General features: G+C 74.9%; 19 protein-coding genes and 1 riboswitch. Of the genes, 8 read left to right on the top strand and 11 right to left on the bottom strand.

The features are described 5' to 3' along the window. Positions 1-174 (bottom strand): leucine zipper domain-containing protein (locus tag FVA95_RS00720; RefSeq protein WP_149662471.1); only part of this gene is annotated, 174 nt, incomplete at its 3' end. Between the two features lie 460 nt (positions 175-634). Then, entirely contained in the window at positions 635-784 is a 150-nt protein-coding gene (locus FVA95_RS33765; RefSeq protein ID WP_368667282.1) for a putative leader peptide, read from the bottom strand. A gap of 140 nt (positions 785-924) precedes the next feature. Here FVA95_RS33765 and FVA95_RS00725 point away from each other — a divergent pair, with 140 nt between their 5' ends. Continuing rightward, complete coding sequence (locus FVA95_RS00725; RefSeq protein WP_149662472.1) at positions 925-2097, top strand: LLM class flavin-dependent oxidoreductase; 1173 nt, start codon at positions 925-927, stop codon at positions 2095-2097. 76 nt (positions 2098-2173) lie between these two features. Here FVA95_RS00725 and FVA95_RS00730 read toward each other — a convergent pair whose 3' ends face one another. The 9 genes from FVA95_RS00730 to FVA95_RS00770 all read right to left on the bottom strand — a co-directional run bounded on the left by FVA95_RS00730 (position 2174) and on the right by FVA95_RS00770 (position 10945). Continuing rightward, entirely contained in the window at positions 2174-2959 is a 786-nt protein-coding gene (locus tag FVA95_RS00730; protein WP_205015726.1) for an ABC transporter substrate-binding protein, read from the bottom strand. Between the two features lie 193 nt (positions 2960-3152). Further along, on the bottom strand, positions 3153-3563 hold the full coding sequence (locus tag FVA95_RS00735) for a cupin domain-containing protein (protein WP_051050164.1): 411 nt from the start codon (positions 3561-3563) through the stop codon (positions 3153-3155). A 68-nt stretch (positions 3564-3631) separates the two neighbouring features. Next, positions 3632-4717: an Rrf2 family transcriptional regulator gene (locus FVA95_RS32510; protein WP_149662473.1), complete on the bottom strand. Its 1086-nt coding sequence runs from the start codon at positions 4715-4717 to the stop codon at positions 3632-3634. After that, positions 4714-5829, bottom strand: a complete 1116-nt coding sequence (locus tag FVA95_RS00745) for an LLM class flavin-dependent oxidoreductase (protein WP_149662474.1) — start codon at positions 5827-5829, stop codon at positions 4714-4716. The genes FVA95_RS32510 and FVA95_RS00745 overlap by 4 nt, the downstream gene beginning before the upstream one ends. Beyond that, positions 5826-6569 carry an ABC transporter ATP-binding protein gene (locus FVA95_RS00750; protein ID WP_149662475.1) on the bottom strand — a complete coding sequence of 248 codons (744 nt, stop codon included), beginning with the start codon at positions 6567-6569 and terminating at the stop codon, positions 5826-5828. The genes FVA95_RS00745 and FVA95_RS00750 overlap by 4 nt, the downstream gene beginning before the upstream one ends. Next, complete coding sequence (locus tag FVA95_RS00755) at positions 6542-7387, bottom strand: ABC transporter permease (RefSeq protein ID WP_149662476.1); 846 nt, start codon at positions 7385-7387, stop codon at positions 6542-6544. The genes FVA95_RS00750 and FVA95_RS00755 overlap by 28 nt, the downstream gene beginning before the upstream one ends. A 748-nt stretch (positions 7388-8135) precedes the next feature. Next, positions 8136-9011 (bottom strand): ABC transporter permease, encoded by an 876-nt coding sequence (locus FVA95_RS00760; protein WP_240051175.1) that lies wholly within the window; start codon positions 9009-9011, stop codon positions 8136-8138. A gap of 10 nt (positions 9012-9021) precedes the next feature. Continuing rightward, positions 9022-9822: an ABC transporter ATP-binding protein gene (locus FVA95_RS00765; protein ID WP_149662478.1), complete on the bottom strand. Its 801-nt coding sequence runs from the start codon at positions 9820-9822 to the stop codon at positions 9022-9024. A 28-nt stretch (positions 9823-9850) separates the two neighbouring features. After that, entirely contained in the window at positions 9851-10945 is a 1095-nt protein-coding gene (locus FVA95_RS00770) for an ABC transporter substrate-binding protein (RefSeq protein ID WP_149662479.1), read from the bottom strand. A gap of 581 nt (positions 10946-11526) precedes the next feature. Next, positions 11527-11621, top strand: a riboswitch (SAM riboswitch). 5 nt (positions 11622-11626) lie between these two features. Between FVA95_RS00770 and FVA95_RS33770 the strand changes: the two genes are divergently transcribed. The 7 genes from FVA95_RS33770 (at position 11627) to FVA95_RS00800 (ending at position 19574) form a co-directional block, all read left to right on the top strand. After that, positions 11627-11725 carry a putative leader peptide gene (locus tag FVA95_RS33770; RefSeq protein WP_368667283.1) on the top strand — a complete coding sequence of 33 codons (99 nt, stop codon included), beginning with the start codon at positions 11627-11629 and terminating at the stop codon, positions 11723-11725. A 117-nt stretch (positions 11726-11842) separates the two neighbouring features. Beyond that, a complete protein-coding gene (locus FVA95_RS00775; RefSeq protein WP_149662480.1) occupies positions 11843-13096 on the top strand; it encodes an LLM class flavin-dependent oxidoreductase in 1254 nt (417 codons plus the stop codon). Continuing rightward, positions 13093-14469, top strand: coding sequence for an NtaA/DmoA family FMN-dependent monooxygenase (locus FVA95_RS00780; RefSeq protein WP_149662481.1), 1377 nt, complete (start codon positions 13093-13095; stop codon positions 14467-14469). Before FVA95_RS00775 ends, FVA95_RS00780 begins: the two co-directional genes overlap by 4 nt. Then, positions 14466-16097: an ABC transporter substrate-binding protein gene (locus FVA95_RS00785; protein WP_240051176.1), complete on the top strand. Its 1632-nt coding sequence runs from the start codon at positions 14466-14468 to the stop codon at positions 16095-16097. The genes FVA95_RS00780 and FVA95_RS00785 overlap by 4 nt, the downstream gene beginning before the upstream one ends. Further along, positions 16094-17044, top strand: coding sequence for an ABC transporter permease (locus tag FVA95_RS00790; protein ID WP_075307361.1), 951 nt, complete (start codon positions 16094-16096; stop codon positions 17042-17044). The genes FVA95_RS00785 and FVA95_RS00790 overlap by 4 nt, the downstream gene beginning before the upstream one ends. Next, positions 17041-17949, top strand: a complete 909-nt coding sequence (locus FVA95_RS00795; RefSeq protein WP_149662482.1) for an ABC transporter permease — start codon at positions 17041-17043, stop codon at positions 17947-17949. The genes FVA95_RS00790 and FVA95_RS00795 overlap by 4 nt, the downstream gene beginning before the upstream one ends. Then, the gene (locus FVA95_RS00800) at positions 17946-19574 is read left to right on the top strand and encodes an ABC transporter ATP-binding protein (RefSeq protein ID WP_149662483.1); all 1629 of its coding nucleotides are present in this window, start codon (positions 17946-17948) and stop codon (positions 19572-19574) included. The genes FVA95_RS00795 and FVA95_RS00800 overlap by 4 nt, the downstream gene beginning before the upstream one ends. Positions 19575-19695 lie beyond the last annotated feature (121 nt).

Genomic DNA, 19695 nt, shown 5'->3' on the forward strand with positions numbered 1-19695 from the left:
GTCGGCCATCCCCGCCGGCCCCTCGGCCCGGTAGCGGTCGGACCACTTCTTGGCGGTCCGCGCGGAGACCATGAACATTGTCGCGGCCGCGGTGTGGGTCCAGCCGTGCTCGACGACGAGTTGAGCGAGCCGCAGCCGGGCGCGCGGGGTCAGAGCGGCGTTAGCGTGGGACACGAAGGCCTCCGGTGGGTGAAGCGGTTCCTAGACAGCTCCACTTCACAACCGGAGGCCTTCGTCTGTCAGCCAGACTCACCGCCCCCGGACGGGACAACCTCCCTGGACATCACACCTAGTGACACGCCCCGTCACCGGGCCAACCGGCATTCCCCCAGCTCAGACCCACTTTTCGCGAACTAGGCAGCTACCTGATCTGTGGAACCCCGGAACCCGCTACCGCGGCTTGACACGATCATTCGGATTCCTTCCGGTGGGGCCGGCAGTGCGCCGGGCACGGTCGCGCGGTGGCGGCGGGTTGGGGGGCGGACGGTCACCGCCTTGCGGGGCTCGTCGCACGGGCAGGTCCGCTCCGTCGGTCGGCCCACGAGCCGGCCGGTGGTGGCCCTCGGTGGTGGCTCTCGGAGGCGGTCCCGGTGGGGCGGGCGCGGAGCGGATCCGGGTCGGTGGGTGCGCGGCCTCAGCGGCGGCGGAGCGGGCGACGACACAGCGCCGACGCCACGCGCGCGAGGTCGACATGCCCCCGCGTGGTCAACAGCACCGATCCGGTCACGGGTCCACGGTAGCCGCGACCGGCGCCGCTGCCCAAGGCGTCGGCGACCCGGATCACCGGCGTCCTGCCTGGTGGGAGGCCGGTTCCTGGGCGTCCGGACAGGTGTCCCGCCGATTGGACGGTCCACTGTGGAGCGTAGTGTGACCGTCGTCCCCACCGACTTGCGCCGGCCGGTGCGGCCCTGTTCCGTCTGCCGGATGGGAGTCACGCTGCACTGGTTCCTGCCCACGATGGGCGACGGCCGCCATCTCGTCGGGGGAGGCCACGGGAACGCGACCGGCTCCGCCGGCGCCCTCCGCCCCGCCTCGATCGGCTACCTCACCCAGGTCGCCCGCGCCGCGGAGCAGGCGGGGTTCGACGGTGCCCTAACCCCGACCGGCGCCTGGTGCGAGGACGCGTGGCTCACCACCGCGATGCTCGTGGCCCACACCGAGCGCCTGAGGTTCCTCGTCGCGTTCCGGCCCGGGTCGATCTCCCCGACGCTCGCCGCCCAGCAGGCCGCCACCTTCCAGCGGCACTCCGGCGGCCGGCTGCTGCTCAACGTCGTCACCGGCGGCGAGTCGCGCGAGCAGCGCGCCTACGGCGACTTCCTCGACAAGGACTCCCGCTACGCCCGCACCGGGGAGTTCCTCTCGGTCGTCACCCGGCTGTGGCGCGGCGAGACCGTCGACCTCGACGGCAAGCACGTGCGGGTCGAGCAGGCGTCGCTGTCGCGGCTGCCCGACCCGGTCCCGCCGGTCTACTTCGGCGGCTCCTCACCGGCCGCGGCCCAGGTCGCCGCCGAGCACGCCGACGTCTACCTGACCTGGGGTGAACCGGTCCAGGCGGTCCACGAGAAGATCGAGCGGATCCGCAAGCTCGCCGCAGACCGCGGGCGCACCGTGCGCTTCGGGATCCGGCTGCACGTGATCACCCGCGACACCGCCGCCGAGGCGTGGGCACAGGCTCACCGGCTCCTCGACGCGCTCGACCCCGAGACCATCGCGGGTGTGCAGGCGGGCCTGGCCGCGAGCGAGTCGGAGGGCCAGCGCAGGATGCGCGCGCTGCACGGCGGGGTCAAGACCTCGGTCGAGGAGCTGACGATCGCGCCGAACCTGTGGGCCGGTGTCGGCCTGGTCCGGGGCGGTGCCGGGACCGCACTCGTCGGCAGCCACACCGAGGTCGCGGATCGGATCGCCGAGTACCACGAGGCCGGCATCGACGAGTTCGTCCTCTCCGGCTACCCCCACCTGGAGGAGGCGTGGTGGATGGGCGAAGGGGTCATGCCGGTGCTGCGCGAGCGCGGCCTGTGGACCCCGCCCGACGGCGTCACCGCCGTCGACACCGGCGCCGGCAGGTCCGTGCCGTTCGCCGCCGACTACCGCACGTGAACCGCGCCGCGCCCGCCGTGGCGCGGCAGGACGGACCGGCCCCGCCCCACCCAGCGGTGGGGCAGGGCGGGCCGGGTCAGGAGCCGGAGGGGGCGCGCAGGTCCTCGACCGCGGAGGCCACGTCCACCCGGTTGCGCAGCACGCCGTAGTCGGAGTAGCGGTCGGCCACCCCCTGCAGCTCGGCGACGAGCTCCGGCGACAGCGGCTGGGTGTCGCGCAGCGCCCGCTGCGCCATCAGATCGGCGACGGCGGCGGGCCGCTTGGTCAGCTCCGCGTAGATCGCTGCGTTCTCCCGGGAGTTCTCCCGGGCCCACTGCAGCGCACGGCCGTAGCGCTCGGTGAAGTCGGTCAGGGCCGCGCGGGTGCCCGCGTCGTCCAGCGCCGCGGTGTTGGCGTCGAGGAAGGTCAGCCCGGTACCGAGGCCCTTCGCGTCGCGCAGGACCCGCGCGCCGGACTCCCGCTGGGCGACGGCGGTGTAGGGGTCCCAGGTCGACCAGGCGTCGATCGCGCCGGAGTTCATCGCGGCGGCGGCGTCGACCGGCTGCAGGAACGAGATGGTGACCTCGTCCGGCCGCACCCCGGCCTCCTCCAGCGCGCGCAACAGCAGGTAGTGCCCGATGCTGCCCTGGGTGGTCGGCGAGACCGTCTTCCCGCGCAGGTCGGCGACCGACCGGATCGGCGATCCTTCGGCACGAGCAGCGCCAGCCCGCCCTGGCTGGGGGAGCGGGTCGCCTCGACGATCTTGATGCGGTCGGTGGAGGACAGCGCGGTCAGGGTGGGTGCGTCGCCGGCGACGCCGACGTCGATCGCCTCGCTGCGCAGCGCCTCCAGCAGCGGCGCGGCCGCCGGGAACTGCGCCCACTCGACCCGGTACGGCGCGCCGTCGAGCGCGCCGGAGGCGTCGAGCAGCGCCTGCTGGATGCCGGCCTGGTCACCGACCCGCAGGGTGACCTGCGACAGGTCGACCGGGCCGTCGTCGGCGGCGCCGGAGCAGCCGGTCAGCAGCAGCGCCAGCGCGGCGAGCAGGGCGGGCAGGGCGAGCAGCGGACGGCGGGTCACGGGGTGGTCTCCGGGTCGGTGAGCGGGGTGAGCGAGGGCAGGTTCACGACGATCCCCTCCTGCGTGCTGCGGGAGATGACCACGACGGCCGGCACCTCGGGGTCGGGGTTCTCCTCGCGGTGCGGGACCCACGGCGGCACGAACACGTAGTCACCGGGCTCGGTCTGCAGGACGACCTCGCCGGTGCCGTCGTGGAAGACGAACCGGGGCCGTCCGGAGACGACGTAGATGGAGGTCTCGGCCTCGCCGTGGTGGTGGTCGCCGGAGTTCGTGGCGGGGGCGACGTGGGTCTCGCCGGTCCAGAGCTTCGAGGAGCCGACGGTCCGCCCGCTCACCGCCTCGCGGCGGGACATCCCGCTGGTCTGGGCGGTGTCCGCGGACAGCTCCGAGCCGCGGACCAGGTGCACCCTGGCGTGGTCGGGTGGGGTGGGGGCGAGGTCGGGGTGGAACGGGTCGGTCCCGTGCGGGTGCGTGGTCACCGGGTATCGCCCTCCAGGGCGGTCAGGGTGCGGGTGGTCAGGAAGTCCGCGACGGTGCGTTCCAGGTCCGCCCACAGCGGGGCGGCCGGACCGGTGTCGCGGACCGAGGCGATCGAGCCCTCGGTGGCGCGCACGACGTCGGCGACGGTGATCTCCGCGGCCGGGCGGGCCAGCCGGTAGCCGCCCTCGCAGCCGCGACGGCTGGTCACCAGACCGGCCCGGCGCAGCGCGAGCATCACGTTGACCAGGGAGTTCAGCGGGACACCTCGGGCGCGGGCCATCGCGTCGCAGGTGACGGTCGCACCGTCGGCGGCGACGAGCTCGGCGAGTGCGCGCATCGCGTGGTCGAGCCGCGCGGAGACGTTCAGCGGTGCGGCGCGGCGCGACCGGGCGGGCCCCGCCGCGGCGGGCGGCGCGTCCTCGGCGAAGCGGGCACCCTTGGCGAGGCGTTCGAGGAACTGCACGAGCCGCGCGGCGACGATCCGGTGGAACTGGTCGTTCAGCACGTCGTGCACCCCGTCGACGACGACGGCCACGTCGTCGCCCGGACGGGCCAGCGACCGGATCCCGGCGACCGGGGCGACCGGGTCGGCATCGCCGTGCAGCCACAGCACCGCCGCGTCGGGCAGCGGGTCGGACGGCGGTGGGGGCGGGACCTGCGCGAGCGCGCCCCAGGCGAAGTCGGGGTCGGACTCGAGGAGCCCGCGGTGCACCGGGCAGGCGGTCCGGGCGTCGAGCTCCCCGGCCCGGTCCGCGGGCGGCTCGCCCGGGGCGCCCGTGGGCAGCCCGGCCAGCACGAGCCCGTCCGGGCGAACGGCCCCGGCCAGCTCCCAGGCGCGCAGCGCGCCGGTGTCGGACCCGAGCAGCACCCGGGCCCCGGTCGCGCCGGCCGGTGCGGCGGTGACCTCGTCGGCCCCGGCACCGGGGCCGGGCACGGCGAGGGTCCACCCGTCGGCGGCGAGCCGCCGCCCGAGGCGGGCGTAGAGGCCGGGGTGCTCGCCCCGGCCGGTCAGGACGGTGACGGTGCCGCGAGAGGTCCCCTCGGGGGTCCACACCGTGCCGGTGGTGGCGGGTGCGCTCACGCGGGGACCCCCACCCCGGCGGCCGCGCCGCGGCGGGCGAGCTCGGCGCGCACTGCGGGCAGCAGCTCGCGGCCGTAGCGGCGGGCGTCGTCGATCGGGTCGTAGCCGCGGATGAGCAGCGTGCTGACGCCGATGTCGACGTAGTCGGCGAGCGCCGCGGCGACGGTGTCCGGGGTGCCGACCAGGGCGGTGGAGTTCCCGGCCGCGCCGGAGGCCGCCGCGGTGGCCGTCCACAGGCAGCGGTCGTGCAGCTCCCCGGCCTCGGCGGCGGCGAGCAGGCGCTGCGACCCGACGTTGGCCGGGGCCCCCGGCTCGCGCATCCGGGTTCCGGTGAACGAGCCGTGCCCGCCGCGGGCGGCGACGATCCGGTCGCGGACGTCGTGGGCGCGGGCCCAGGCCTGCTCCTCGGCGTCGCCGAGGATCGGGCGGAACGACACGCTGATCCGGGGTGGCTCGGTGCGGCCCGCGGCGCGGGCGGCGTCGTGCACCCTGGCGATCTGCTCGGCGGTCCCGGCCAGGGGCTCGCCCCAGAGCGCGAACACGTCGGCGTGCCGTCCGCCCACCCGGTACGCGGCGTCGGAGGACCCGCCGAAGTACACTGGGATCGGGCCGAGCGGGCGGATCTCCTGGGCGACCCCGGCGACCCGGTAGTGCTCGCCGGTGTGGTCGAAGGGCTCCGGCTCGGTCCAGGCCCGGCGCACGACCGAGAGGTACTCGTCGGTGCGGGCGTAGCGCTCGTCCTTGCCGAGCCAGTCGCCGTCGCGGCGCTGGTCGGTGTCGCTGCCCCCGGAGATGACGTGCATCGCGACCCGGCCACCACCGCTGAAGTGGTCGAGCGTCGCGTACTGGCGTGCGGCCAGGGTGGGGGCGGTGAAGCCGGGCCGGTGCGCGACGAGGAAGCCGAGCCGGTCGGTGTGCGCGGCCGCGTACGCGGCGACCTGCAGCCCGTCCGGGGTGGACGACGAGTGGCCGATGAGGACCTTGTCGAAGCCGGCCTCCTCGTGGGCGGCGGCGAACCGGCGGACGAGCGCCGGGTCGAGGACCGGGCCGGCGGCGGGGAGGATCTCCGAGACCTCCTGGGTCCCGATCATGCCGATGAACTCGATGCTCATGTGCGCTCCTGGGGTCGGTGCACGCCGAGGCGGCCGAGCAGGTCGGCGCGCTGGCGCTGGAAATCGGGGTCGGTGACGTCGCGGGGGCGAGGGAGGTCCACCGGTGCGTCGTGTGCGATCCGGCCGCCGTCCATCACCAGGACGCGGTCGGCGAGCACGAGCGCCTCCTCGACGTCGTGGGTCACGAGCAGCACCGCGCACCGGTGGCGCTGCCACAGCTCGTCGACGAGCCCGCGGGCGGTGATCCTGGTGAGCGCGTCGAGCGCGGAGAACGGCTCGTCGAGCAGCAGCAGGTCCGGGTCACGGACGAGGGCGCGGGCCAGCGCCGCGCGCTGGGCCTCGCCGCCGGAGAGGACCTTGGGCCACACGTCGGTGCGGTGGGCGAGGCCGACCTCGGTCAGGGCGGCCTCGGCGCGGGCGCGGTCGGGGCGCCCGGGCAGGCCGAGCACGACGTTGCGCCACACCTTCTTCCACGGCAGCAGGCGCGGCGCCTGGAACCCGACGGCCCGTCGCCGGGCGACGGTGACCTCGCCTCTGACGTCGTTGTCGAGGTCGGCCAGGATCCGCAGCAGGGTGGACTTGCCGCAGCCCGAGGCCCCGAGCAGCGCCACGAACTCTCCGGGCTCGATGTCCAGGTCGAGGTCGGTCAGGACGGCCCGGTCACCGAAGTGCCGGCTCAGGCCACGGACCGACACGGGTCGCGCGGTGGTGCTCACCGTCCGCTGAACGCCGGTCGCCATGACAGCAGCCCCCTCTCCAGGGTGCGCACGACGAGGTCGCCCACCAGCCCGAGCACCGCGTAGAGCGCGAGGCAGACGACGATCACGTCGGTCTGGAAGAACTCCCGGGCGGTGTTCATCTCGTAGCCGATCCCGGAGGTGGCGTTGATCGTCTCGCCGAAGACCAGGGCGAGCCACGCGGTGCCCAGCGCGTAGCGCAGACCGACCAGGAACTGGGGCATCGCCGAGGGCAGGATCACGTGGCGGACCTGGCCGAACCAGCCGAGCCCCAGGGTGCGGGCGGCCTCGACGAGGGTCGCGTCGACGTTGCGGATCCCGCCGAACAGGTTCATGTAGAGCGGGAAGGTCACGGCGAGCGCGATGAGCGCGATCTTGGGTTCCTCGCCGATTCCGAACCAGATGATCAGCAGCGGGATGAGCCCGATGACGGGCACCGTGCGCAGCATCTGCACGGGGGCGTCGATCACGTCCTCGCCGCGGCGGAACAGCCCGGACAGGGTGGCGAGCAGCACGGCGGTGACGAGGCCGATCGCGATGCCGGACAGCACCCGCACGCTCGACACGGCCACCGCGCTCTGCAGCGCGCCGTCGGCCCACATCTCGGCGGCGGTGACCGCGACGGTCGCGGGCGAGGCGAGGACGTCGCGGGGGAGGACCCCGGTGCTCGACAGCACCTGCCACAGCACGATGAGCACGACCGGGGAGGCGGTCTTGACCACCCAGCGGGGCACCCGGTCCGGGCCTCGGGTGTGGCGGGTGCGGAGGGTCTCGACCTCGGGTGGGGAGCTGGTGCGCTCCCGTTCGGAGGTGGTCGTCATGGGGGGGCTCCTGGGGCTCGGAGGGCATGCCCGACCGGCCCGGTGGCCGGTGCGGCTCGGGCGGTGCGGATGCCGGATGCGGATGCCGGACGCGGAGGTCCGGTGCGGAGGTCGGTGCCGGACGGACGTGGCGGTGTGGTGCGGGTGGGCCGTCGCCGGGCGGGTCGGGTGCGGGTGGGGCGCCGGCGGTGCCGACACCCCGTGGCTCGACGCGTCGGGCGGCACGGCGGGACCGGTGCCCTCGCGTCGGCCGGTGGGATCAGTGCTGCCGGGCGGTTCGGTGCGTCGGTGGGGCCGGTACGGCGGCGCGGTGGGGAGCCACCGCACCGCTCCGGAACGAGGTGGACTCCGGCGGGAACCGTCCCGATGGGCCGGGCGCCGGGCCGGCACCGCGGTCGTGGTTCGCCGGTGGCGCGGTCGCGGTCACCGTCGGGTGCCGCGGTCGGCCGGGCGGTGCGGTCGGCGGGGCGGTGCGGTCGGCGCGACCGGTGTCAGGACCGACAGAGCGCCGACGCGACGCGCGCGAGGTCGATGTGCGCGCGCGTGGTCAGCGGAACCGGAACGGACATACGGTGACGGTAACCGTCCCGCGTCCGAAACCCAACCTCTGGAGTTGGGATTGGGGTCACGGCGTTTCGGCTGGTGGGAACGGTTCTGATCGCCCGTCCGGACACCCGGGCGGCACACGTCACGAGCGGGGCCGTCCGTACGGGGTGCCTACGGACGGCCCCGCTCGGGTACCGGCGGGTCAGACGGTGAGGGCGAGCCCCCGGGCACGCAGCACCCGTCGCTCCAGGGGGCGGAAGACCAGCAGCTCGACCCCGATGCCGACGATGAGGATCAGCAGGATCGCGGCGAACACCTGGACGATGTCGTTCACGTCGGCGCCGTTCTTCAGGTAGGCGCCGAGCCCGACCCCCAGCGCCGGGCCGGCGGCGATGATCTCCGCGGCCATCAGCGAGCGCCAGGAGAACGCCCAGCCCTGCTTGCAGCCGGCGAGGTAGCCCGGCAGCGCCGCGGGGAGCAGCACGTAGCGGGCCATCTGGTAGCCCGTCGCGCCCAGCACCTGGCCGGCCCGCGGCAGGATCGGCGGCACCTGGTCGATCCCCGCGACCAGGCCGTTCGCGATCGAGGGCACCGAGCCGAGCAGCACCACGAAGAAGATCGTGGTGTTGGTCAGCCCGAACCACAGCACCGCGGCCGGCACCCAGGCCACCGACGGCAGCGACTGCAGGCCGGTGAGCAGCGGGCCGATCGCCGCGCGCACCACCGGCACCTTCGCGACGACCACGCCGAGCGGGGTGGCGATCACCAGGGCGAGCAGGAAGCCGAGCGCGGCCCGGCTGATCGAGGTCCACAGGATGGACCAGATCTCGCCGCTGGCGACCGTCGCGCCGAACGCCTCGGCCACCGCGCCCGGTGCGGGCAGCTTGTACTCCGGCGTGATCGCCGAGGCCCAGACGATCTGCCAGACCAGGACGATCAGGGCGAGCGCGACGAGCGGTGGCAGCCAGGTCCGCAGGAACCGCTGCCACCACGGGGTGGTGCGTTCGACCGGGGTGTCGAGGGCGTCGAGCCCGGCGACCGCGGCGGCGGAGTCCCGGTCGTTGTCGACGACCGTCATCGAGGAGTCCTCACGCGGCATGGCTGGTGATCACCTGCCGCAGTCGTCCGGTGATGTCGTCGTGCAGCTCGGCCTGGGCCTCGGCGTCGTGTCCGTCGGCGGGCACCGACCATTCGCGGACCACGGTGCCGGGGCGCGAGGACAGCAGCACGACCCGCTCGGCCAGCCGGACCGCCTCGCGCACGTCGTGGGTGACGAACACGATCGTCGTGCCGGTGGCCCGCCATACCCGCAGGAGCTCGCCCTGCAGCACGTCGCGGGTGATGGCGTCGAGCGCGGCGAACGGCTCGTCCATCAGCAGCAGCCCGCCGGTGCCGGGCTCGTCGCCGAGTCCGGTCGCGGCGGCGAGTGCCCGGGCCAGCGACACGCGCTGGCGCATGCCACCGGACAGCTCGTGCGGCCGCTTCCCGCCCACGCCCTCCAGGCGGACCAGGGTGAGCAGCTCCTCGGCCCGCTCGCGCCGGGCCGCCCGTCCGTGCCCGGCGAGCTTGAGCGGCAGCTCGACGTTGCGCAGCGCGGTCAGCCACGGCATGAGCGCGGCCTCCTGGAACATGAACGACGGTCGGGCGGACCCCACCGCGACCTCGCCCGCGGTCGGCTCGTCGAGCCCGGCGAGCAGGTTGAGCAGCGTCGACTTGCCGCAGCCGGAGGCGCCGAGCACGCAGACGAACTCGCCGCCGCCGACCCGCAGGTCGATCCCGTTGAGCGCGGTCACCGCCCCGGGGCCGGTGCCGAAGGTCTTGGCGACCCCCGACAGCTCCACGGCCGTGTCGCGGGTCGGGGGGCGCCGGGTGGTGAGGTCGACGGTCATCGGTGGTTCCCCTCGTCGGTCGGGATGGTCAGTTCGCGGCGGCGAGACCGGCCGGGTCCACGGCGGCCTCCCCGGAGCTGGTGCGGACCGCGTCGATCGCGGTCGGGTCGAGGAAACCGGTCAGGTTCGCCTCGCTCTGCGCGATGCCGGCGGTGACGGAGTCCTTCGCCAGCTGCGGGAAGGTCGAGGCGAGCGGGTCGGTGTCGAAGGACAGCTCGGTGAAGGCGCGGTCGAGGATGTTCGCGGCCAGGGGCTTGCCGGTGATCTCGCCGATCGCGGCGTTGGAGACGGTCTTGGCCTGCGCCGGGTCGCTGCGGATGAAGGAGATGGCGGCCTGCTCGCCGCGCAGGATCGCCTCGACGGTCTGCGGGTGCTGCTGCAGGAACTCGGTCCGGGCGATGACGACGGTGGTCGGGAACTTGCCGTCCGGCCACAGGGACTTCTCGTCGACCAGCACCTTCGCGCCGGCGTCGACCAGGCGCGAGCTCCACGGCTCGGGCAGCCACCCGCCGGCGAGCTTGCCCTGCTTGAACAGGTCGAGGGTCTGCGGGTTGTCGATGTTCTGGACGGTCACCGCGTCCGGGCCGTCCCCGATCGGGAGGTTGTTCTCCTCGAGCCAGGTCTTGAAGGCGATGTCCTGGGTGTTGCCCAGCTGCGGCGTCGCGATGATCGTGCCCTTGAGCTGCTCGGGTGAGGTGATGTCCGGCCTGGTCACCAGCTGGGCCCCGGCCGAGGTGGAGCCTGCGACCAGGCGCACGGCCTCGCCGTTCGACTTGGTGAAGGCGTTGATCGCCGGGCCGGAGCCGATGAACGCGACGTCGATCGAGCCGCCGAGCAGGGCGTTGACCTGGGCCGGGCCGGCGTTGAAGGTCTGGGTGGTGAGCTTCGTGCTGCCCAGCTCCTTGGCGAACAGGCCCTGCTTCACCCCGACCAGCGCGGGGGCGTGGGTGATGTTCGGGAAGTAGCCGACGCGGACCTCGGTGGCGGGCGAGGTGGGACCTGCCGCGGTGGTGCTCTCGGCGGCGCGGGAGCAGCCGGCCATGAGTCCGAGCGCGGTCAGCAACGCGAGCAGGACGGCGGCGGTGCGCACCCGGGAGCCGGGGCGCAGGACGTGCGGGGACATCGCGGGACGGGGTCCTTCCGTGGTGGGCGGCGGGCGGTCGGGACGACCGCAGCGCGCCGGGTCCGGCCGGCCGGGACGGCGTGCCGGGATGCAGGACGGGGGGCGGGCCGGAGTGGTGTCCGGCGGGCGGTCCCGGTTCCGGTGGATGCGTCGGACGCCGGACGTGCGGCGTCACCGTCCGCGGGAGAGCGGGGACCGGTACGGCTCGGTCAGCGACAGAGCTCGCTGTAGGCGGGGGCCCGCCGGCTCGGCCAGAACGGCTCGAGGCCGGTCGGATGCACCGGCACCGCACGCCGTGCGGCTCGGGCCGGCTGGTGGGGGGAGGGCTCGGTCGCGCCCCCTGCGAACCGGTCGGGGCGCGAGGGCCTCCGTCGGCTCGTCGTCACCCGACCAGGGTGCGTCGTGGTCACCTCTCCGGACAACCTGGTGTCCACCCCCCAGGAAAGCGACCGGGCTGTCCGGACAGGTGGAGCCGGTTCGGCATCGCGATTCCGCCGGTCGGGAGCTTCGGTGCGGCGGGCATCACTGGCCGGCTCCGCGGGTTGACACCATCGGGCACCGGCTCCCTACAGTCGGGGAGCACACCATCCGGAGCGGCCGAGAGACCCGGCTCGACGACGCCGCAGCAACCCCCCGCAGCAGCGGGTGCGGGTGCTCCAGCCGGGTTCGATGGAGGACATCATGCGGTCGATCGCGGATCAGGTGCGCGGCGCGCACCACCCTCGGTACCGGCGGCACGTCGACCTGATGCGGGTGGCCGGCGCGACCTGTCGGGTCTGACACCGCCCTGTCCCGCGCTGCGCGTCGCCCGTCGGCGCTCCGTCGGCGGTGGCGTCCGTCCCCGTGACGTCCCACCCCGTTCCGTCGCACCCCGTGTGACGAGGAAGTGATGCCCTCATGTCCACATCGGACACCTCAGGCCGGCCGCTGCACCTGGCCGTCGCGCTCGACGGCGCCGGCTGGCACCCCGCCGCCTGGCGCGAGCCCGGTGCCCGGCCCGGCGAGCTGTTCACCGCGCGCCACTGGGCCGACCTCGCCCGCACCGCCGAGCGCGGGCTGCTCGACCTGCTCACGATCGAGGACGGGTTCGGCCTGCAGTCCGGGGACCACCTCGACGGGGCACAGCGACGCACCGACCGGGTCCAGGGACGCCTCGACGCGTCGCTGGTCGCCGCCTTCCTCGCCCCGCTGACGTCGCGGATCGGGCTGGTCCCGACCGTCACCACCACCCACACCGAGCCGTTCCACGTCGCGTCCGCGCTGGCCACCCTCGACCACGACAGCGACGGCCGTGCCGGCTGGCGGGTGCAGACCTCGGTCCGCGCCGACGAGGCCGCCCACTTCGGGCGCCGCACCGTCCCCGGGCTGCGCCGCGCCGACCTCGACACCCCGGCCGCCCGCGCGCTGGTCGCCGAGCTGTTCGGGGAGGCCGCCGACGTCGTCGAGGTCGTGCGCCGGCTGTGGGACTCCTGGGAGGACGACGCCGAGATCCGCGACGCGCTCACCGGGCGCTTCGTCGACCGCGACAAGCTGCACCGGGTCGACTTCGCCGGGGAGCACTTCGGCGTCGCCGGCCCGTCGATCGTGCCGCGCCCGCCGCAGGGCCAGCCGCTGGTCCTGTCACTGGCCCACGGTTACGAGCCGGCGTTGCTCGCCGCCCGGGTCGGCGACGTCGTGGCCACCACCCCGCACGACGCCGACGACGCCGTCCGCATCGTCGCCCAGGTCCGCTCCGCCGAGGCCGCGGCGGGCCGCACCGCACCGCCGCTGCGCATCCTCGGCGACGTGGTCGTGGTGCTCGCCGACACCCGGCGCGCCGCCCGCGAGCGGCTCGCCCGGCTCGACGCACTCGACCCGCTCTCCTCCGACGCCGCGATCCTCGCCACCACCCCCGCCGGGCTCGCCGACACCCTGCTGTCCTGGCGCCGCGCCGGGCTCGACGGCTACCGGCTGCGCCCGGCCGTCCTGCCGACCGACCTCGACGCCGTCGTCGACGGCCTGGTGCCCGAGCTGCAGTCCCGCGGCGCGTTCCGCACCGCCTACGGCGAGACCACCCTGCGCGAGCGCTTCGGGCTGCCCAGGCCCGCCAGCCGCTACGCCGCCGGTGCCGGGTCCGCCGTCGTCCCGACCTTCTCCGGAGCCACCGCATGAGCAACAGGAAGCAGATCGTGCTCGGCGCCTACTTCCCGGGCGTCAACCACGACACCGTCTGGAGCGACCCGGCCTCGGGCAGCCACATCGCCTGGGAGTCGTTCGCGCACTGGGCGCGCACCGCCGAGCGCGGACGCCTCGACCTGCTCTTCCTCGCCGAGGGCCTGCGGCTGCGCACCCGCGGCGGGGAGATCTTCGACCAGGACGTCGTCGGACGCCCGGACACCTTCACCGTGCTCGCCGCGCTGGCCGCGGTCACCGAGCACATCGGTCTGGCCGGGACGATCAACTCGACCTTCAACGAGCCCTACGAGCTGGCCCGCAAGTTCGCGACGCTGGACATCCTCTCCGGCGGGCGCGCGGCGTGGAACGTCGTCACCAGCTCCGACGCCCCCACCGGCGAGAACTTCCGCCGCGGCGCCTACCTCGGCCACCACCAGCGCTACGAGCGCGCCGGGGAGACCCTCGCCGCGGTCCGCGCGCTCTGGGACTCCTGGGGTTCCGACGCCGTCGTCGCCGACCCCGCGTCGGGCACCTTCCTGCGCGACGGCCACGTCGGCGACTTCGCGGTCTCGGGCAACCAGTTCGACATCGCCGGGCGCTTCACCACCCCGCGCAGCCCGCAGGGCCACCCCGTCGTGCTGCAGGCCGGGGAGTCCCCGGCCGGTCGCGACTTCGCCGCCGCGTCCGCCGACGCGATCTTCTCCCGGTACCAGAAGTTCGACGAGGCCCGCGCCTTCTACGACGACGTCAAGGCCCGGGTCCGCAAGGCCGGCCGGGACCCCGACGAGGTGCGGATCCTGCCCAGCGCCGGCGTCGTGCTCGGCGACACCGACGCCGAGGCCCGCGAGCGTCACGAGCACATCCACGACCAGCAGGTCGACCCGTGGACCTCCATCGTGCTGGCCGAGATGGTCTGGAACCGCGACCTGTCCGGCTACGACCCGGACGGGCCGCTGCCCGACGTCGAGCCCACCCCCGAAGCCCCGAAGTGGATCGAGGGCCGGGCCCCGCTGACCCAGGACGCGCACGCCACGGTCGCCGCCTGGCGCGAGCTCGCCGACGCCCACGGGTACTCGCTGCGCGAGACGGTCAAGCACGTGTTCGACCGCGCCGTGTTCGTCGGGACCCCCGAGCACGTGGCCGACGAGATCGACCGCTACGTCCAGAACGACGCCTCCGACGGGTTCATCCTCGGCTCCCACGTCAGCCCGTCCGGCCTCGACGAGATCGTCGACCGGGTGGTGCCGATCCTGCAGGAGCGCGGGGTGTTCCGGACCGACTACACCCCGGGTGCGACGCTGCGGGAGAACCTCGGTCTCGCGCACCCGTCACGGTTCGGCGAGCGCCACACCCCGGCTGTGACGGCGTGAGCCGCCGGTTCGGGTTCCGGCGGGACCTGCCCGCCGGCCGCTGCGCGGTGCTGCTCGCGGCCACCGCGCTGGTCCTCTCGGCCTGCGGGTCGGGCGCCGGTGGCGCCGGTGCCGACGCCGGGCCGCCCCGTCCCGGGGGGACGCTGGTGTTCGCGGTGTCCTCGGACCAGGGCTGCGCCGACCCGCAGCAGGTGCAGAGCAACGACTCGATCTACTCGCTGCGCCAGATCGTCGACTCGCTCACCGACCAGGACCCGTCCACCGGGGCGATCGTGCCGTGGCTGGCGACCCGCTGGTCGTCGAACGCCGACGCCACCGCGTGGACGTTCACCCTGCGCCAGGGCGCCACCTTCTCCGACGGCGCCCCGGTCGACGCGGCCGCGGTCAAGGCCAACTTCGACCGGGTCGGCTCGCTCGGCGCCCGCGGCAGCCTGCCCAAGGGCTACCTGGCCGGGTACGTCGGCACCGACGTCGCGAGCCCGACCGAGTTCACCGTCCGGTTCTCCCGGCCCAACGTGCAGTTCCTGCAGGGCACCTCCACCCACAGCCTCGGCCTGCTCTCCCCGGCCAGCGCCGCCCGCTCCGACGACGAGCGCTGCGCGGGCGTCGTCGGCTCCGGGCCGTTCACTCTCGAGCGCTACGCCAAGAACGACGTCACCGTGCTCGCCAAGCGGGCCGGCTACGACTGGGGCTCGCAGCTGTTCACCCACCCCGGCGAGGCCTGGCTCGGCCGGGCCGAGTTCCGCGTCGTCCCCGAGTCCGGGGTGCGGGCGGGCAGCGTGCAGTCCGGCGAGGTCGACGCGATCGCCAGCGTCGGCCAGCAGGACGAGGCCCCGCTCACCGCGGCGGGCGTGCAGCTCCCGGCCCGGCCGAACCCCGGCCTGCCGTTCGGGATCACGTTCAACCAGGGCACCCCGCTCGGTGCCGACGCCGCCGTCCGCGAGGCGGTGAGCCGGGGCATCGACCGCAACGAGGTCGTCGCCGCGGTGTACCCGAGCCAGACCCGCGCGGCGACGAGCCCGCTGTCGTCGACGACGCCGTCCTACGCCGACCAGTCCGCGCTCGTCGGCTACGACCCGGCCGCCGCGACCGCCGCCCTCGACCGCGCCGGCTGGGTGCCCGGTCCGGACGGCATCCGCGCCAAGGGCGGGCAGCGGCTGACCGTGCCGCTGACCTTCGCGCAGAACATCGGCACGACCAAGCCCGCACTGGAGCTGATCCAGCAGCAGCTGCGCCGGATCGGGATCGACCTGCAGCTGCGCGAGATCCAGATCGCCGAGACCCAGGCCGTCCTCGACGGCGGTGACTTCGTCGCCGCGTGGGGCAACCTGACCCGGGCCGACCCGGACATCCTGCGGTCGACCTACGGCACCGACGGGACCAACCGGTACCGGTTGCCCGACGGGCCGCTGCAGGCACCGCTGCTGGCCCAGGCCGCGACGGTGGACCCCGCGCGACGCGCGGCATTCGTCGGGCAGGCGCAGGCGCTGCTCGCGCAGCGGTTCGACACCGCGCCCGTCGTCGAACTCACCACCGTGCTCGGCGTCGGCCCGGACGCGCACGGGGTCGCGTTCGACGCGTCCTCGCGCATCCAGCTCCACGACGCCTGGAAGTCCGACGCGCGATGACCCTTCCCTACCTGCTGCGCCGACTCGGGCTCGCCGCCGTCGTGCTGTGGGCGGCGTGGACGGTCAGCTTCGTCGTGCTGTACCTGCTGCCGGGTGACCCGGTCGCGACCATGGCGTCGGCGTCGGACGGCGAGCCGGTCTCCCCGGCCGAGCTCGCCGCCCTGCGCGCCCGCTACGGCCTGGACCAGCCGCTGCCGGTGCAGTACGTGACCAAGCTGTGGGCCGCGCTGCACGGTGACCTCGGGACCTCCTTCGTCAGCGGGCAGGACGTGCGGACCGCCGTCGCCGAGGCCCTCCCGCCGACCCTGCAGATCGCCGCGGCCGGGCTGGTCGTGGCGGTCGTCGCGGGTACCGCGGTCGCCGTCGCGGCGACCTGGGTCCGGTCGCCGTGGCTGCGGCAGGTGCTGGCGTCGCTGCCGTCGCTGGCGGTGTCGCTGCCGGTGTTCTGGGTCGGGCTGATGCTGGTGCAGCTGTTCTCGTTCTCCCTCGGCTGGCTGCCGTCGGTCGGCGACCGCGGTCCGGAGTCGCTGGTGCTGCCCGCGGTCACCCTCGGTCTCCCGACCGGCGCGCTCGTCGCCCAGGTGCTGGCCAAGAGCCTCGGCCAGGCACTGGACTCGCCCTACGTCACCACCGCCCGCGCCAAGGGGGTCGGCGAGGCCGCGGTGCACCTGCGCCACGCGCTGGGCAACGCCGCGATCCCCGCCCTCACCGTCCTCGGCTACGTCGTCGGCAACGTGCTCGCCGGGTCCGTCGTCGTCGAGACGGTGTTCACCCGACCCGGTCTGGGCCGGCTCACCGTCGCCTCGGTCGGTGCGCAGGACATCCCCGTCGTCCAGGGCATCGTGTTGTTCGCGGCACTCGCGTTCGTCGTGGTCAACCTGCTCGTCGACCTGGCCTACCCGCTGCTCGACCCGCGGGTCGCCGTCGCCTCCGGGAGCTCCCGATGACCCTGCTCGACCGCGACCTGGCTACCCCCGCCCCCGCGCCCGGCGCGGGGCCGGAGCCGGTTCCGGCCCCGCGCCGCCCGGCGGCCCGGCTCGGGCGCCTCCTGCGGGCCCGGCCCGGACTCGTGCTCGCCGCGGCGATCGTGCTGCTGGTGCTGACCGCGGCGTTCGTGCCGTCGCTGCTCGCCCCCGGCGACCCCGCCGTCGGCGACACCGCACGCCGGCTGTCGCCGCCCGGACCGGGCCACTGGTTCGGCACCGACCATCTCGGCCGCGACGTGTGGACCCGCGTCGTGCACGGCGCCTCGCTGTCACTGCAGGCCACGGTGATCGCGGTCGCCGTCGCGCTCGTCGCGGGCGGGCTGATCGGGCTGGTCGCCGGGTTCACCGGTGGCTGGGTCGACGAGGTCCTCATGCGCGGCGTCGACGTGCTACTCGCCATCCCGGCGATCCTGTTGTCGCTCGCACTCATCACCGCGCTCGGCTTCGGCACGGTGAAGGTGGCGATCGCGGTCGGCGTGGCGAGCGTCGGGAGCTTCGCCCGGGTGATGCGTGCCGAGACCCTGCGGGTGCGCCGCGCCCTCTACGTCGAGGCCGCCCGCGCCGTCGGCACCCGCTGGTACGTCTCGCTGTGGTGTCACGTCCTGCCCAACGCGGCCGGGCCGGTCGCCGTGCTCGCGGTGCTGGAGTTCGGGCTGGCGATCCTCGCCGTGTCCGCGCTGAGCTTCCTCGGCTACGGCGCCCCGCCACCGGCCTCGGAGTGGGGCTCGCTGGTCGCCGACGGCCGGAACTACCTGGCCGTCGCCTGGTGGGTGTGCGCGATGCCGGGCCTGGTCATCGCCGCGACCGTGCTGTCGGTCAACCGGATCGCCCGGGCCCTGGACGGCGAGTGGAGGCGGTCGGCATGAGCACCCTGCTGGAGGTGACGGGCCTGGAGGTCGCCTACGCCGGCGGTGGCGGGACGGTGCACGCCGTGCGCGGCGTCGACCTGACCGTCGCGCCCGGGGAGGTCGTCGCCGTCGTCGGGGAGTCCGGGTCGGGCAAGACCACCCTGGCCGCCGCGGTGCTCGGGCTGCTGCCCGCCGCAGGGTCGGTCACCGCGGGCACGGTCGCGCTCGACGGCACCGTCCTCACCGGGCTGTCCGAGCGCGCCCACCGGTCGGTGCGCGGAGCCCGGATCGGGTTCATCCCGCAGGACCCGGGCGTCGCGCTGAACCCCGTGCAGAAGGTCGGTGTGCAGGTCGCCGAGGGCCTGCGCGCCCACGGGCTCGCCGACCGCCGCACGGCCGCGGCCCGTGCCGTCGAGCTGCTGGCCGCGGCCGGTCTCGACGATCCGGGGACCCGCGCCGGGCAGTACCCCCACCAGCTGTCCGGCGGGATGCGCCAGCGGGTGCTCATCGCGATCGCCATCGCCGCCGGACCCTCGCTGGTCGTCGCCGACGAGCCGACCAGCGCGTTGGACGCGACCGTCGCCCGCCGGATCCTCGACCACCTCGACGCGCTGCGCCGGGAGCGGGACACCGCGCTGCTGTTGATCACCCACGACCTCGCCGTCGCCACCGACCGGGCCGACCGGATCGTCGTGATGCGGCACGGTCGGGTCGTCGAACAGGGCACCCCGGCCGAGCTGCTCGCCGGGGCACAGGACCCCTACACCCGGGAGCTGCTCGCCGCGGCCCCCGGTCTCGCGATCACCGCCCCGCCGGTGCTGCCGCCCGTCGACACGGCCGGGACCCCGGTCGCGGAGGTCCGCGACCTGGTCAAGGAGTTCCCGCTGCCGCGGGCGCGCGGGTCCTGGACGCGGCGCACCCACCGCGCCGTGGACGGGGTGTCGTTCACGATCGCCCGCGGCGAGACCGTCGCGCTGGTCGGGGAGTCCGGCTCGGGCAAGTCGACGACGGCGCGGCTGCTGCTCCGCCTGGAGGACCCCACCTCCGGGCAGGTGCTCCTCGACGGCGAGGACGTCACCCGCGTCCGCGGCGAGGCGTGGCGTCAGCTGCGCCGCCGCGCCCAGCTGATCTACCAGAACCCCTACGCCTCCCTGGACCCCCGGTTCGCCGTCCGCGAGATCGTCACCGAGCCGCTGCGGGCGTTCTCCGTCGGGTCGGCCGCCGAGCAGGCCGACCGGGCCGCGGAGCTCGTCGACCGGGTCGCGCTGCCGACCGGGGTGCTCGACCGGCGGCCCGAGGAGCTGTCCGGGGGACAGCGCCAGCGGGTCGCGATCGCCCGCGCGCTCGCGCTCTCGCCGGACCTCGTCGTCGCCGACGAGCCGGTGTCCGCGCTCGACGTCTCGGTGCAGGCCCAGGTGCTGGAGCTGCCCGCCGAGCTGCAGCAGCGCGACGGCCTGTCCTACCTGTTCATCTCGCACGACCTCGCCGTGGTGCGGCGGGTCGCGCACCGTACCGGCGTCCTGCGCGACGGACGGCTCCGCGAGCTGCGGCCCACCGCGGAGCTGTTCGACGACCCGCAGGACGAGTACACCGCAGAGCTGCTCGCTGCGATCGCCGGTAGACGGGCGGGGGTGGTGTCGTGACCCGCACCGTCCTGTCCCGGCGGCGTCACATCGACTACGTGCGGATCTCCTCGACGCTGTGTCGTCGCGGCCGATCGACCCGACCGATCGACCCCGACGGCCACGTCACCAGGAGACATCC

This window comes from Pseudonocardia sp. EV170527-09 (genome assembly GCF_008369905.1).
In the GTDB taxonomy this organism is placed as follows: Bacteria; Actinomycetota; Actinomycetes; order Mycobacteriales; family Pseudonocardiaceae; genus Pseudonocardia.